This is a genomic window from Hydrogenophaga taeniospiralis CCUG 15921, from assembly GCF_001592305.1.
Taxonomy (GTDB): Bacteria; Pseudomonadota; Gammaproteobacteria; order Burkholderiales; family Burkholderiaceae_C; genus Hydrogenophaga; species Hydrogenophaga taeniospiralis.
On sequence record NZ_BCWR01000015.1, the window covers coordinates 133,140 to 146,928 of the forward strand.

Genomic DNA, 13,789 nt, shown 5'->3' on the forward strand with positions numbered 1-13,789 from the left:
CTGGAAAAAGGGCCGCTCCCGACCCTCAGGCCCGACCGCTGGTCGACGTGGCCACCCGCTCCGGCCCCTTGTGGCCCGCCACCGGGTGCGCTTTCGCATCGGACCGCGCCCAGGCAAACACGCCCAGCCCGGCCAGCGCCAGCAGCGCACCCACCCAGCCGGTCGAGTTCCAGCCCAGGCCCGCGCTGATCGCCACCCCGCCCAGCCAGGCGCCCAGCGCGTTGGCGACGTTGAAGGCCGAGTGGTTGAGCGCGGCGGCCAGCACCTGGGCTTCGCCCGCCACGTCCATCAGCCGGATCTGCAACGCCGGGCCGACGGCCACCACGGTGCCGATCAGGAAGATGTTGATCGAGCCCGCCACCACATGCTGGGAGGTGAAGGTGAACGCCACCAGCACCACGACGGACCAGGCCAGCATGCCCCCCACCGTGGGCATGAGCGCGCGGTCGGCCAGACGCGCGCCGAGCACGTTGCCCACCACCATGCCCAGGCCAAAGAGCGCCAGCACCACCGGCACACCCGACAGCGGCAGGCCGGCCATTTCGATCATGGTGGGCTTGACGTAGCTGAACACCGCGAACAGGCCGCCAAAACCGACGGCGCCGATGCCCAGCGTGAGCCACACCTGCTTGTTGCGCAGCGCGCCCAGCTCGCCCAGCGGACTGGACCCCGGGGGCGCAGCCATGGCGGGCACCTCGCGGTGGATCATGCCGGCGGCCAGCAGGGCAATGGCGCCCACCAGCACAAACGCCGCGCGCCAGCCGAAGTGCTGCCCCAGCCAGGCCGCCAGCGGCACGCCCAGCAGCGTGGCCAGGGTCAGCCCGGTCATCACCAGCCCCACCGCGCGCGCCCGCTGGCCCGCCGGCGCCAGCGCTGCCGCCACCAGTGCCGCCACGCCGAAATAGGTGCCGTGCGGCATGCCCGCCAGGAACCGCAGCAGGTTGAGCGAGAGGTAGCCCGGCGCCATGGCGCTGGCGAAGTTGCCCAGTGCGAACACCGTCATCAGCGCCACCAGCAGGGCCCGGCGCCCCCAGCTGGCGGCGAGCACGGCCAGCACCGGTGCGCCGATCACCACGCCCAGCGCATAGGCGCTGATGACGTGGCCCGCCTGCGGAATGGTGACGCCGATGTCCTGGGCCACCTCGGGCAGCAGGCCCATGATGACGAACTCACCCGTGCCGATGGCAAAGCTGCCGATGCCCAGGGCCAGCATGGCCCTGCCCGGGTGGGCGGCGGTGGGGGTTGGAAGGGAAGATGGCGCGAAACCGGGGGTGGGAGCGTGGGACACGTGAGTGGAGGAATAAGTGGGTGCGGCCCGCTGGGTGGGAATCTGGAGGGGAATCGGGCTGCGAACCGTTGATCGTGGCATGGCTGGCATTGGGGCGTGCGAGGGGTTGGTAGAAACCCTGCATGGCCGGGGCGGAACGGGAGGGCCTTTTGGATATAGTGGCGCGGCGTTTTCTGTCACAACCGCGTTCCCCAACCCACCCGAATCTGGAGCTGTACCCCATGGCCATGGACCAAGTTGACTATTTCCTGCACGGCGACGACATGCAATTCGTCGAGATTGAGCTGGACCCCGGCGAAGCGGCCATCGGTGAGGCGGGCAGCATGATGTACATGGAAGACGGTATCGGGATGGACACCGTCTTTGGCGACGGTTCGGCGGGCTCGGGTGCGGGCGGCCTGTTCGGCAAGCTGCTGGGCGCTGGCAAACGCCTGATCACCGGCGAGTCGCTGTTCACCACGGTCTACACCAACAACGGCCAGGGCAAGAAGAAGGTGGCGTTTGCCGCACCCTACACCGGCAAGATCATTCCCTTTGACCTGAGCCAGCACGGCGGCACCATGATCTGCCAGAAAGACGCCTTCCTGTGCGCGGCCAAGGGCGTGTCGCTGGGCATTGCGTTCCAGCGCAAGCTCGGTGCCGGCTTTTTCGGCGGCGAGGGCTTCATCATGCAGAAGCTCGAAGGCGACGGCCTGGCTTTTGTGCACTCCGGGGGCACGGTGCTGGAGCGACAGCTGAAGCCCGGCGAGGTGCTGCGCGTGGACACCGGCTGCGTGGTGGCCTACACGCCAGGCGTGGACTTCGACATCCAGTTCGTGGGCGGCGTGAAGACGGCGCTGTTTGGCGGCGAGGGCCTGTTCTTCGCCACCCTGCGCGGCCCGGGCACGGTGTGGATGCAGTCGCTGCCGTTCGCCCGCCTGGCCTCGCGCATCTTTGCCGCGGCGCCCATGACCAAGGGCGGCGGCGGTTCCGGCGGCGAGCAGGGAGGCTTCTTGACCGGTGGTCTACTGGGCGGTTTCACCGGCGGCGATGACTGACCGAGGCATCCAGCGCGATCTGTCCGTGTTCCGCCTGGGGCGCGACGACGTCGGCACCCTGCATGCGCTGCTGGACCTGTTCAGCCAGGCCTTTGACGACCCCGACAGCTACAGCTCTGCGCGCCCCGAGCGCGACTATCTGGAACGGCTGCTGGGCAAGGGCACGTTCGTGGCCCTGGTGGCCGAGGACGACGAAGGCCAGGTTGTGGGTGGGCTGGTGGCCTACGAGCTGGAAAAGTTCGAGCAGGCCCGCAGCGAGATCTACATCTACGACCTGGCGGTGGACGCGGTGCACCGGCGCCAGGGTATCGCCACGCGGCTGATCGAACACCTCCAGGGCATCGCAGCCGCCTGTGGGGCCTGGGTGATCTTTGTGCAGGCCGACCCGCCCGACGAGCCGGCCGTGGCGCTGTATTCCAAGCTGGGGCCGCGCGAGGAGGTGCTGCATTTTGATATGGCGGTGCCTAACCGCCCATGAAAAAACCGCCGGATCTTGCGACACGGCGGTTCTTTGCTTTTTTTTGCTGGCAGCGCACCGGTTTCAAACGGCAGACCCCGAGGGGTCCGGGCTGGTGGCCTGACGGGTCAGGCCGGGTGGTGTCAGGCGGCGGCGAGTGCCAGGGCCTTGACTTTGCTGGCCAGGCGGCTCTTGTCGCGAGCGGCCTTGTTTTTGTGGAAGATGCCCTTGTCGGCAATGATGTCCACCACTTGCTGCATCTTGGTGAACAGCTCGGTCGCCTTGGTCTTGTCGCCGGCCAGAACGGCTTTTTCAACGTTCTTGACGGCGGTGCGGTATTTGGAGCGCAGCGAGGTGTTCGCGGCGTTGATCTTGACGTCCTGGCGGACGCGTTTGCGGCCAGAGGCCAGACGGGGGTTCTTTTTCTTCGGCTTGGTTGCCATGGTGAATTTCCTTCAGATGTTTGGGGATGATGCCAGCAAAGCCCGCGATTTTAGCACGCCGGACTGCCCTGTGAAGCCTCCCGGGGTGGCCAGGCCCAGGGCGTGGTTACACTGGCTGCCGTGTCGCTCTTCAAGTCCGCCTCCCTCGTCTCACTGCTGACCCTGTTGTCCCGCATCACCGGTCTGGTGCGCGAGCTGCTCATGGCGGCCACTTTCGGCGCCAGCGCGCTCACCGACGCGTTCAACGTCGCCTTTCGCATCCCCAATCTGCTGCGCCGCCTGTTTGCCGAAGGCGCATTCAGCCAGGCCTTCGTGCCGGTGCTCGCCGGCGCGCGCGAAACCGAGGGCGAAGATGCCACCCGCCAGCTGGTGGACCAGATCGCCACCGTGCTGGCCTGGGCGCTCACGATCACCTGTGTGCTAGGCGTGGCCGGCGCGCCGGTGCTGGTCTGGGCCATGGCCAGTGGCCTCAAGCAAAGCCCTGGCGGTTTCGAGGCCGCCGTTTTCATGACGCGCTGGATGTTTCCCTACATCGCCTTCATGTCGTTTGTTGCGCTCTCGGCCGGCATCCTGAACACGTGGCGGCGTTTTGCCGTCCCCGCGGCCACGCCGGTGCTGCTCAACGTGGCCATGATCGCCGCCGCGTACTGGGGCGCACCCTGGTTCGGCCGTCTCGGCCTGCAGCCGATCTACGCCATGGCCGGCGGGGTGCTGCTGGGCGGCGCCCTGCAACTGGGGGTGCAGATCCCCGCGCTGCGCCGCCTGGGCATGCTGCCGCACGTTCGCCTGCGCTGGTCGTCCCTGCGCACCGCCTGGAACCACCCCGGCACGCGGCGCGTCACCACGCTGATGCTGCCGGCCCTGCTGGGGGTCAGCGTGGCGCAGATTTCGCTGCTGATCAACACCCAGATCGCTTCGCACCTGGTCACCGGCAGCGTGAGCTGGCTCACCTACGCCGACCGTCTGATGGAGTTCCCCACCGCGATGCTGGGCGTGGCGCTGGGCGTGGTGCTGTTGCCGCAGCTGGCGGCCGCCAAAGCCGCAGACGATGCCCAGCGCTACAGCAACCTGCTGGACTGGGGCCTGCGCCTGGTGGTGCTGCTGGCGGTGCCCTGCGCGGTGGCGCTGCTGACCTTTTCCAAACCGCTGGTGGCGGTGCTCTACCACTACGGGGCCTTCACCGACGAGGACGTGCGGCAGACCTCCTGGGCCCTCATGGGCTATGGCGCCGGCCTGCTCGGACTGATCGCCATCAAGGTGCTGGCGCCCGGTTTTTATGCCCGCCAGGACATCCGCACGCCGGTGAAGATCGCCATCGTCGTGCTGCTGCTCACCCAGGGCATGAACATGCTGTTCGTGCCTTACCTGGCCCACGCCGGGCTGGCGCTGGCGATCGGCCTGGGCGCCATGGTCAATGCCCTGTGGCTGCTGATCGGACTGATGCGCCGCGGCGCCTACACGCCCACGCCCGGCTGGGCGCGTTTCGGGCTGCAGGTGGTGGCGGCCAGCGCCCTGCTGGCGGTGTTTCTGATGTGGGCCGCCGCGCGGGTCAACTGGCTGTCGTTTGATGGCCATGCCCTGCAAAGGGTGGGCCTGCTGGCGCTGTGCATCGGCGGGGCGGGGGTGGTGTATTTTCTGACCCTGATGCTGGCCGGTTTGCAGTTGCGCCAATTCGTCAGAAAATAGCCTTCAGGCTTTCATAGCGGCACCTTGGCGCTTTCAGGCGGTGATCTCCATGCCCTTTGTCTTCGATTTCTCCGCACCCACCCCGCTGGGTTATTTCGCCGCGCTGGTGGGGGACGACGACAGCCTGCCGCTGCTGGAGGCCGCCACGGCCTTGGCGCAGGACGAATACCCCGACCTGGACGTGCAGGAGGTGCTGGGCGACGTGGACCAACTGCTCGCCCGCCTGCGCCGGCGCTGCAGCAACGACACCGATCCCCTGCAGCGGCTGCGCGCGCTCAACCAGTTCTTCTTTCGCGACATGGGGTTTGGCGGCAACGTCAACAACTACTACGACCCCGACAACAGCTACCTCAACGCGGTGCTGCGCACGCGCCGTGGCATTCCCATCTCGCTGGCGGTGCTGTGGCTGGAACTGGCCCAGGGCCTGGGGCTCAAGGCGCGCGGCGTCAACTTCCCCGGGCACTTCATGGTCAAGGTCAACCTGCCCAACGGCCAGGTGGTGATCGACCCGTTCACCGGCCAGTCGCTCAGCCGAGAGGACCTCTCCGAGCGGCTCGAACCGTACAAACGCCGCAATGGCCTGGTGGACGATTTCGACGTGCCCGTGGGCCTGTACCTGCAGGCGTCGCCGTCGCGCGAGATCCTGGCGCGCATGCTGCGCAACCTCAAGGAAATCCACCGCACGCAGGAAGACTGGCTGCGTTTGATCGCAGTGCAGGACCGCCTGCTGGTGCTGTTGCCCGAGGCCTGGGTCGAGTACCGCGACCGCGGGCTGGCCTGGGCCGAAATGGGCGACGCGCGGCTCGCTGTGAGCGATCTGGAGATCTACATCCTGCACACCGAAGACGCGCTCGACCGCGACGCCATGGACCAGCGGCTGCAGGAACTCAAGCGCGCGCTGAACTGAGCCTCCGTGCGGTGTTCCGGGACCCGGCCCTACCCGGGCGTGAGCGAGTGTGAGCAGATGCCCTGGCGTGTTTCGCGGTGTAAGTCATGTTGACTACAACGGGTGCGTTGCACACCATGCGGGTTCCCGCCATACCTGAGCCGTCTTCTGGCCAGGGCGCCCTACACGGAGGTGCTCACATGTTCAAAAAAACCTTCCGCCGCCTGCTGGTTGCCGTCCTGATGCCTTGCATCGCCCTGGGTGGCATGCCTCTTTCGGCACAGGCCGCCATCGTCACCACCGAGCAGGCCATGGTGACGCCCGCAGGTGATGCCAACCGGGAGCGCGTCTCCGCTGTCCTTGCACGAGACGAGGTGCGCAACGCATTGCAGGCCCAGGGGGCCAGCGCCGACGACGCCATCGACCGCGTGAAGGCCATGTCGGATGCCGAGGTGGCCCAACTGGCCGACCGGGTGGACCAGGCGCCAGCCGGCGGCGACGTGCTGGGTGTGCTGTTCGCGGTGTTCGTGATTCTGCTGGTGACCGACATCCTGGGGTTCACCCAGGTGTTTCCGTTCACCCGCCCCATCCAGTGAGCGGTCCGTCGAGCCGCCGCAGAACCCCCGCCCTGGCGGGGGTTCTGCTTTGCGCGGTGCTGCTGTTCGCGGGCTGCGCCGCGCCACCCCAGTTGGCAGCCTTGCAGCGCGGGTGGCCCACAGAGTGGCCCGATCGGGTGCGGCTGACCACGGTGCCGTTTTTCGCGCAGGACGATCACCTGTGCGGGCCGGCCTCGCTCGCCATGGTGGCGCAGGCGGCCGGCAGTTCGGTGACACCCGAGGAACTGACCCCACAGGTCTACCTGCCTGGGCGCCAGGGCGCGCTGCAGGTGGAGATGCTGGCCGCCGCGCGCCGCCAGGGCCTGGTGGCCTATGTGCTGGCGCCTGAGCTGTCGGCACTGATCGAGGAGGTGGCCGCGGGCCATCCAGTGCTGGTGCTGCAGAACCTCTCGCTGCCGATCTCCCCGCTGTGGCATTACGCCGTGGTGGTGGGCTTTGACCTGCAACAGCAGACGCTGATCCTGCACTCGGGCACCACGGCGAACACGGTCGTGCCCCTGGCCACGTTCGAGCACACCTGGGCCCGCTCGGGCCACTGGGCCGTGCGGGTGACGCCGCCGGTACAGCTCCCCGCCACCGCACAGGCCGACACCTGGGCCACATCCGTGGCCGCGCTCGAACGCGTCGATGCCGCGGCGGCCTACACCGGGTGGCACACCGCACTGCAGCAATGGCCTGAGCACCGCATCAGCATGCTCGGCCTGGGCAATGCAGCCTACGCCACCGGCCAGCGCGAACGCGCCGAACAGGCCTATGACGCCGCCACGCGCACGCACCCTGACTTCGCCGACGCCTGGAACAACCTGGCCCAGGTCCGGCTGGAACTGGGCCGACTGCAGGCCGCGCACGAGGCAGCCTCGCGCGCGGTGGCGCTGGGCGGTCCGCGTCGGGCCGACTATCTGGCCCTGCAACACACTATCGAACAACGTCTGAAATGAAGTATTTCGTGCGGGGCATGGCTGCCCCGGATCGGCTCGACAATGGGCGTTTTGAGATCATAGGAACACCCATGACAACCGTGATGCTGGTCGGGGCCACTGGCCTGGTGGGGCAGGCCGTGCTGCAGCAGGCCCTGGCCGATCCCGCCGTGGCCCGGGTGGTGGCCCTGACCCGCAAGTCGCTGGTGCCGCACCCCAAGCTGCTCAATCCACTGGTGGACTTCGAGCGCCTGCCCGAGGACGCTGCGTGGTGGGCGGTCGACGCCGTGGTCTGTACCTTGGGCACCACCATCGCCAAGGCCGGTTCGCAGGCCGCTTTCTACAAGGTGGACCACGACCACCCGCTGGAGGTGGCTTACCTCGCACGGCGCCACGGCGCGCGGGCCTTTGCCTTCAACTCGGCCCTGGGCGCGGACGCGGCCTCGCGCGTTTTCTATGCCCGTACCAAGGGCGAGACCGAGCGCGATCTGCAGGCCGTGGGCTACCCCTCGCTCACACTGGTGCGCCCGGGCCTGATCGGGGGCGTGCGGCTGGAGAGCCGGCCGGCCGAACAGCTCGCGGTGCGCATCTCGCAGTGGGTGCAGCCCTTGTTGCCGCGGCGCTACCGCGTGGTCCCCGCCCAGCGCATCGCGCACCACCTGCTGCAGGCCGCGCTGGCCGCCACGCCGGGGGTGCATGTGCTGCCGTCGGAGGTGCTGCTCTAGTCAGTGGCCGCGGTGCGCGGGTGAGCCCGCCTTGCCGAGCTGGTGCCAGGTGCGGCGCAGCTGGGTGTCGGAGCTGAAGCCGGCGAGCTCGGCGGCCAGCGTGACACTGTGACCCGAGCGCAGCGCGGCATCGGCCAGATCGAGCCGGATGCTGCGCAGATAGGCCAGCGGGGCAATGCCCGCGTGGGTGATGAACAGGCGCGCGAGGTGGCGCGGCGAGGTGCAGGCCACCTCGGCCATGCGCTGCAGCGACCAGTCGGCCTGCGGTTGCAGGCCGATGGCGTCCTGCACCCGGTGAATGGCCGGATGCAGGTGGGCGCGAAATCGCAGAAAGGGCGAGAGTTCGGGGTCGTTCGGCCCGCGCCGCAGCGCGACCACCATGGTCTGCGCCACCTGGGCCGCCAGGGCCGGCCCGCACAGGTCGGCGATGCGGTGCAGGAACAGGTCGATGCCGGTGGTCACACCCGCGCTGCTGCACACCGGGCCGTCGACCACGAACACACGGTTCGACACCGTTTCGCAACGGGGCGCCACGGCGCGCAACTCGTCCAGGTGCTGGTGGTGGGTGGTGGCCCGGTGGCCATCCAGTAGCCCCGCGTGCGCGGCCAGCAGGGCGCCCGCGCACACGGTGAGCAGCTCCAGCCGGCCCGGCGCCAGCTCGAGTGCGCGCAGCCAGCGGATGAGCTGGCGAGCGCTCTCGCTGTCCACATCGACGGTCGGCCCCGGTTGTCCCACCAGCACCACCCAGGCCGGCTCGGGCAGGCCGGGCGGCAGGGGCTCGATCTGGCTGATCGTGGCGCCCACCGAGCTGCTCGTCTGGCTCTCGGGCCCGATGAACCGAAGTTCGAACGCATCGGGCTTGCCGGCCGCGCGCAGGTACTGGTTGGCGATGCGCAGGGCCTCGGCCGGGCCGGCCCAGTCGAGGATGAGGCTGCCCGGCATGAGCACGAAGGCCACCTGGATGGGGGCGGCAGCGGGCGTCATGTGAGGGAGGCGGGGGTGGTCACTGGACTACCCTCCGTGCTGCGCACTGCGGGGCTGAGCGCCTTCGGAACGGCCGGGCGGCGCTCACTGGAGTACCTTCGCCCTGCGGGCTGCGGTGCGAGCTTGCTTGGGAGCGGCCCGGCGCGGCGCTCATGCCAGTTCCAGCGCCTGCGCGGGCGTGCACAGTCGCGCGAAGCGGTCTTTCAGCACCGTGGCCGTGCGGGCCGTGATGTCGGCGGCGGACAGCGGCGTGCCGTCGGGCTGCACCATGTCAAAGGTCAGCGTGGCGTCGGTCACGAAGTCCACCGTGTAGCCCAGATCGGAGGCGTGCCGGGTGGTGGTTTCGCAGCACTGTTCGGTGCGGATGCCGCTGACGATCAGGCGCTGGATGGCATTCCGGTTCAGCCACACCTCCAGCCCGGTGCCCACGAGTGCACTGTGGCGCGACTTGTGGAAGGTCGCGGCGGCTTCGAAGGGCGCCAGCCCGTCCAGCGGGCGCACGGCGCCGGACTCCAGCGAGAAAGGGTTTTGCGGAACCTGTGGCCCGTCCACGTGGAAGATGCGAACGATGGGCATGCCAGCCGCCTGGGCACCCTCAATGAGCGCGTTCTGCGCGGCCAGGTAGGCGGGCAGATCCCGTTCGGTGAAGAAGGGGCGGTGGCGGAAGGACTCTTGCACGTCGATGATCAGCAGGGCGGTTTTCATGGGGGCTCCGTCGGGGTTGTTGAAGCCTTGATCATGCCGATGGCCGGCACTGGCGTCTGCTCGCGGCCAGACAAGAACCGATCATTTCAGGACATTTTCATTGTCCTCCAGGTAGCCATGATAGTCCTCGCGTGGCGGGACTTTCCGGACACTTCAGGCCATGGCCCGGGAAGTGCTGGGAGTGGCGGTCGGATGCGATGCGAGCTGCAACGGAGACGGCACCACATCCTGCACAGCGACCTGCGCACTGACCTGCGCCGCCTCGCTGAAATGCGCCCGGGCACTCTGGCGCAGGGCCGGTGCCACCGCCATCTCGCTGAGTTGCTGGCTCCGGTGCATCACCGCCAGACGCTGGCCGTCCCGGCTCAGGTAGAACTGCTCGGGCTCCCCCTTGTGGCCATGGCGGGTGCAGTGCGTCACAGCCGCGGCGCAGACCTGGCCCACCTGCGTGGTGCTCAGGCCCGAGCGTTGCAGGGCATCCCCGGTCTGGCGGTACGCCATCAGGAATTGCGCTTGCTGCTCGGGGCGCAGGCCTTGCGCAGCGCGGTGGCCCGCTGTCGCGTCTGTCCTGGCGACGCGCGTGGTACCCGTGTCTTCTTGCCCGGTCGCCTGCTCGTGCAGGGCCACCGTCTCGGTCTTGACCAGCTGGCCTTGGGCGTCGTACTCCCTGACCCTGGCCGGTTCATCCCGGCGCGGGTTCATCTCGATCAGCGTGCGCAGGCCCTGTGGGCTGTGGTGCTCGATCTCGATGGCGCTGGTGTTGGGGTGGATGGCGATGTGCTGTCGGCTGCCGTCTTCGTGCAGCACTTGAAAACGGTCCCATGGGAAGCTGCTGTCGTGCGTGGCGATGCAGCGGGCCTGGGTCACGGGGGACTCGCTGAGCCGAGCGAACAACTTGCGGGCCTCGGGCGGCAGGCGGGCGAAGTCGGCGTGGCCCTCAGGGATGCGGTAGCGGCCGTGGGCATCGACCGACAGGCCCTGCTGACCATCCACCAGGGCACCCATGGTGTGGTCCTTGCCCATGACGGCACCCGCCACCAGCGTGCCACTGCCGCTCAACATGAGCGCGGTCTTCAGCACCGAGGGCAGGGAAGAGCCCGGCAGCAGGGTCGGACCCGGGCCGACATGGCGGCTGAGGTACCGGTTGTTCATCACGCTGTGGTAGGTGTAGGTCGCGATGTCGTTGGGCGTGCGCACGTCGTGCACCTGCCGGCCCGCGGCCTTGTAGCGCTCCAGCGCCGCATCGAAGCCGCCCACATCCTTGAAGTAGTCGCCGTGCACGGTGTCGCGTGCGATGGGCAGGCTGTTGTAGACACAGGCGTCCATGTTGTTTTTCAGCGCAAAACTTTGCGCCATACCGCCGCCCAGGCTGTGACCGGTGGCGGCGAAGCGGTAGTCTGTGAACCGTTCGTCATTTTTCAGGGCTTCATAGGCGGCCTGCGCCTTGGCCTGGATCTTGGCGAACTCGCTGGCGCCGGCGTTGCCGAGATCGGACTTCCAGTTGCTCCAGGCGTCCGAGCCTTTGAAATCGAAGGTGATTTCTTTGGTCTCCTTGTTGATGGAGACCTTGAACTGGTTCTCCAGTTTGCCTTCTGCGTTGTGCTGGGTGTTCCAGCCCTCCTGGGTCAGTTTGCCGTTGGCGCCGTATTGGACGGTGGGCCAGTCGGGGGGCAGTGTCTCGCCGGGTTTTGCGTAAAACCAGGGTTCTGGATATTCAATGACCTTTCGGGCCTCTTCAACGTCCTTATGCGGGTACGCCCAGAACGACAAAGCCATGCCCACATGGGCGTCCAGGCGGTTGAAGGGGTTGTGGCGTAGGCCGGTGGGTTGTGTGTTGTGGTCCATCACTCAACCATTTTGGTAAAGGGTGTCGAGCCACTCGTTTTGTGGTCGGTCGCATTTGCGGTGAATGTCCTCCCAGAGTTTCTGGCGTTTGGCGTCTTTGAGCAGCGTTCGCGTTCCGTCGGGGTTGAGGCGGTAGTAGCCGTCCCGAAACTCTGGCCAAACATAGTAGGCGACCGAGTAGTAGCGAACGCGGGGGCGCGCATCGCCGAGCACTGGCCCGCCGATCACCAGCCGACGGGCATAACACTGTTGCTGCAACAGGGGCAGCAACTCCGCCAACCCGGCTTCCCAGGCCTTCAGGTTCCCGCTCGGCCCATGGGAGGTATCCAGTTCTCCGGGTTTGGGATCGCTGCTGGCCTTTTGCAGCGCCAGCAAAATCTTCGCGTCCATCGAGCCCTTGGCCGCGGCCTTCTCGAACAGCGCGGTGATCGCCTGGGGATCGCTCACGTCTTTGATCCAGCCGTCCGAGTTGCCCAGCGCGTAGAAGTAGTCGCCCAGCGGGTCGCCCTTGTCCTGCAGCGTCTGGATGTGCTGCCTCAGTACCGCCATGCCGCCCTTGAGGGCCTTGTCGTTGCCGGACTTCTCCAGCTCCGTGGCGATGTAGGCCGGCGCCATGCAGCCGCCGAGCAGCAGGCTGGCGCAGAGTGACAAGAGGAGCAACGCCGCTGCGCGCGGCCCTGGTACACGCCTCTGTTGTGTGGTCAAACCTTGGCTGTTCTTGGTCTGGATGTGCTTCATCTTCCATTCCCTCCTCGACATGCGATGCCCTGCCCATCGCGAAAAAAACCAGCGCTCAGGGCGCCCGAACCCGCACCTGAAACGTCTGCCCCGTCGGATACTGCACGCTCGGTGTGGACGCCAGCCCATACACGGCCAGTCGCTGCCCGTTGGCGCAGAGAGGCTGCCGCGGCATCAGGCTGTCCGGCCACCAGTGCCGCAGCTGCAAGGTGCTGAAAGCACCGGCCAGCGCCGCGAACCCCAAGCAGACGCGAATCCACCACGTCCGCACCGTTTTCCACGAGGGCCAGCGCCGCCATGTCGTGCCCAGTCACCGCAGCCATTGTCTGGCGAGCATCGTTGGTCAACTCGGCTTGTAGAGCACCGAAGGCGGCGGGAAAAACGGCAGGGGCTTGCTCACGATCGCCTTGCCGGACTTGTCGAACCTGGCCCCCCGGCTGAGCATGCCGCGCTGCGCCTCGGCCTGCTGCACCTCGTAGAGCTTCTCGCGGTATCGGTAGCCTTCCATTACCAAGCGAATCTGGTCGGTGTCGGCTTGCATCAACGCCTGCAGGCTTTGCAGCTCGAAGTGGTAGCGCTGCATGACGCCGGAGGCGATTTCGTCGCCCGTGACGGTTCGTGATTTCTCGACCAGGCTCCCGATTTGCTTGCGTTTGTCGTAGAGATTGCGCAGTGCTTGCTGGGTTGATTTGAGGGTTTGAATCCGCAAATTGCGCAAACCCACGCAGGCCTTGTACATATTGGGGTTGGTCTGCTCTTCCCCGCAATCTTCGGCACTACCGATGTATTTGGCCTTTTCTGCCGGTGTCAAATCGGTCAGGTCTTCGAACTTGGTGTCTAGGCCTTTTATCACTGCTTTGTTGCTACCTTCGCCGAAGGTCAGGTCTTGGGACTGATTGGTTGCTGTGCTCAGTTCGCTTTTGTAAGTCTTATCCAGCTTGGTGTGGTCGGTGTCCAATTTCTTTATGTTGTTAATTTTAATTAACTCCTTTGTGGCTTTTTCAACTTCTGTGAAGACCTTTTCATCGTAGACAGCCCATTGAGCCGATGCAGTTGTGCAGCATATTAAAATCCCTGAAAAAACCAATACTTTCATTATTTACTCTCCCAGATCTAGCGACCGATCCAGCTGAGTTGAACCTGAAAACCATCTGACTCTATTGGCACCTGCCACCATCTGATCATTGGTTGCAAAAGTCACAAGAAGTTGTTCGTTGCCTTCGGTCCAACTAACTCCGTTCTCATCGTCTTCATGTCTTCCCACAATTGCTCTAACCTCTTCCTTGGTCATTCGGTACTGAATCTTGTCAAAAGCAGCCCGCAGATTGACGGTGGTTGTTTCGTCGCCGTCACCACCACCTCCGCCACAGGCGGCCAAGGTTGCGGCGGTGAGTCCGCCTAAAGCGGTCAATGAAAATTGTCGACGGTTGAGGTTGATGGTTTTGAATGTCATAAAAAACT

Annotated in this window: 15 protein-coding genes; 7 read left to right on the plus strand and 8 right to left on the minus strand. The window is 66.3% G+C overall.

The features are described from left to right. Window positions 1-25: 25 nt before the first annotated feature. A complete protein-coding gene (locus HTA01S_RS17435) occupies window positions 26-1,213 on the minus strand; it encodes an MFS transporter (protein WP_407656120.1) in 1,188 nt (395 codons plus the stop codon). Between the two features lie 296 nt (window positions 1,214-1,509). Here HTA01S_RS17435 and HTA01S_RS17440 point away from each other — a divergent pair, with 296 nt between their 5' ends. Further along, entirely contained in the window at window positions 1,510-2,325 is an 816-nt protein-coding gene (locus HTA01S_RS17440) for a TIGR00266 family protein (RefSeq protein ID WP_068174011.1), read from the plus strand. Next, window positions 2,318-2,803 carry an AAC(3)-I family aminoglycoside N-acetyltransferase gene (locus HTA01S_RS17445; protein WP_068174012.1) on the plus strand — a complete coding sequence of 162 codons (486 nt, stop codon included), beginning with the start codon at window positions 2,318-2,320 and terminating at the stop codon, window positions 2,801-2,803. The genes HTA01S_RS17440 and HTA01S_RS17445 overlap by 8 nt, the downstream gene beginning before the upstream one ends. Before the next feature lie 122 nt (window positions 2,804-2,925). Here HTA01S_RS17445 and rpsT read toward each other — a convergent pair whose 3' ends face one another. Then, window positions 2,926-3,225, minus strand: a complete 300-nt coding sequence (rpsT, locus tag HTA01S_RS17450; protein ID WP_068174013.1) for a 30S ribosomal protein S20 — start codon at window positions 3,223-3,225, stop codon at window positions 2,926-2,928. A gap of 120 nt (window positions 3,226-3,345) precedes the next feature. Between rpsT and murJ the strand changes: the two genes are divergently transcribed. The 5 genes from murJ (at window position 3,346) to HTA01S_RS17475 (ending at window position 8,056) form a co-directional block, all read left to right on the plus strand. Next, window positions 3,346-4,911 (plus strand): murein biosynthesis integral membrane protein MurJ, encoded by a 1,566-nt coding sequence (gene murJ / locus HTA01S_RS17455; protein ID WP_068174014.1) that lies wholly within the window; start codon window positions 3,346-3,348, stop codon window positions 4,909-4,911. A 49-nt stretch (window positions 4,912-4,960) separates the two neighbouring features. After that, the gene (locus HTA01S_RS17460; protein WP_068174140.1) at window positions 4,961-5,818 is read left to right on the plus strand and encodes a SirB1 family protein; all 858 of its coding nucleotides are present in this window, start codon (window positions 4,961-4,963) and stop codon (window positions 5,816-5,818) included. Window positions 5,819-5,997: 179 nt separating this feature from the next. Beyond that, window positions 5,998-6,393, plus strand: a complete 396-nt coding sequence (locus HTA01S_RS17465) for a PA2779 family protein (RefSeq protein WP_068174015.1) — start codon at window positions 5,998-6,000, stop codon at window positions 6,391-6,393. Window positions 6,394-6,449: 56 nt separating this feature from the next. Then, the gene (locus HTA01S_RS17470; protein ID WP_218017366.1) at window positions 6,450-7,352 is read left to right on the plus strand and encodes a PA2778 family cysteine peptidase; all 903 of its coding nucleotides are present in this window, start codon (window positions 6,450-6,452) and stop codon (window positions 7,350-7,352) included. Between the two features lie 71 nt (window positions 7,353-7,423). Continuing rightward, a complete protein-coding gene (locus HTA01S_RS17475; RefSeq protein ID WP_068174016.1) occupies window positions 7,424-8,056 on the plus strand; it encodes a Rossmann-fold NAD(P)-binding domain-containing protein in 633 nt (210 codons plus the stop codon). Here the strand turns inward: HTA01S_RS17475 and HTA01S_RS17480 are convergent, their stop codons facing one another. From HTA01S_RS17480 to HTA01S_RS25380, 6 genes are all read right to left on the minus strand, one after another. Further along, complete coding sequence (locus tag HTA01S_RS17480) at window positions 8,057-9,040, minus strand: GlxA family transcriptional regulator (protein WP_068174017.1); 984 nt, start codon at window positions 9,038-9,040, stop codon at window positions 8,057-8,059. It lies immediately after the preceding gene. A gap of 150 nt (window positions 9,041-9,190) precedes the next feature. Then, window positions 9,191-9,745: an isochorismatase family protein gene (locus tag HTA01S_RS17485; protein ID WP_068174018.1), complete on the minus strand. Its 555-nt coding sequence runs from the start codon at window positions 9,743-9,745 to the stop codon at window positions 9,191-9,193. Between the two features lie 153 nt (window positions 9,746-9,898). Continuing rightward, window positions 9,899-11,590: an alpha/beta hydrolase family protein gene (locus tag HTA01S_RS17490; RefSeq protein ID WP_068174019.1), complete on the minus strand. Its 1,692-nt coding sequence runs from the start codon at window positions 11,588-11,590 to the stop codon at window positions 9,899-9,901. Window positions 11,591-11,593: 3 nt separating this feature from the next. After that, window positions 11,594-12,328 (minus strand): hypothetical protein, encoded by a 735-nt coding sequence (locus HTA01S_RS17495; RefSeq protein WP_157572160.1) that lies wholly within the window; start codon window positions 12,326-12,328, stop codon window positions 11,594-11,596. A 343-nt stretch (window positions 12,329-12,671) separates the two neighbouring features. Further along, window positions 12,672-13,424 carry a hypothetical protein gene (locus tag HTA01S_RS17505; RefSeq protein ID WP_157572161.1) on the minus strand — a complete coding sequence of 251 codons (753 nt, stop codon included), beginning with the start codon at window positions 13,422-13,424 and terminating at the stop codon, window positions 12,672-12,674. Window positions 13,425-13,427: 3 nt separating this feature from the next. Further along, window positions 13,428-13,781 carry a hypothetical protein gene (locus HTA01S_RS25380; protein ID WP_157572162.1) on the minus strand — a complete coding sequence of 118 codons (354 nt, stop codon included), beginning with the start codon at window positions 13,779-13,781 and terminating at the stop codon, window positions 13,428-13,430. Window positions 13,782-13,789 lie beyond the last annotated feature (8 nt).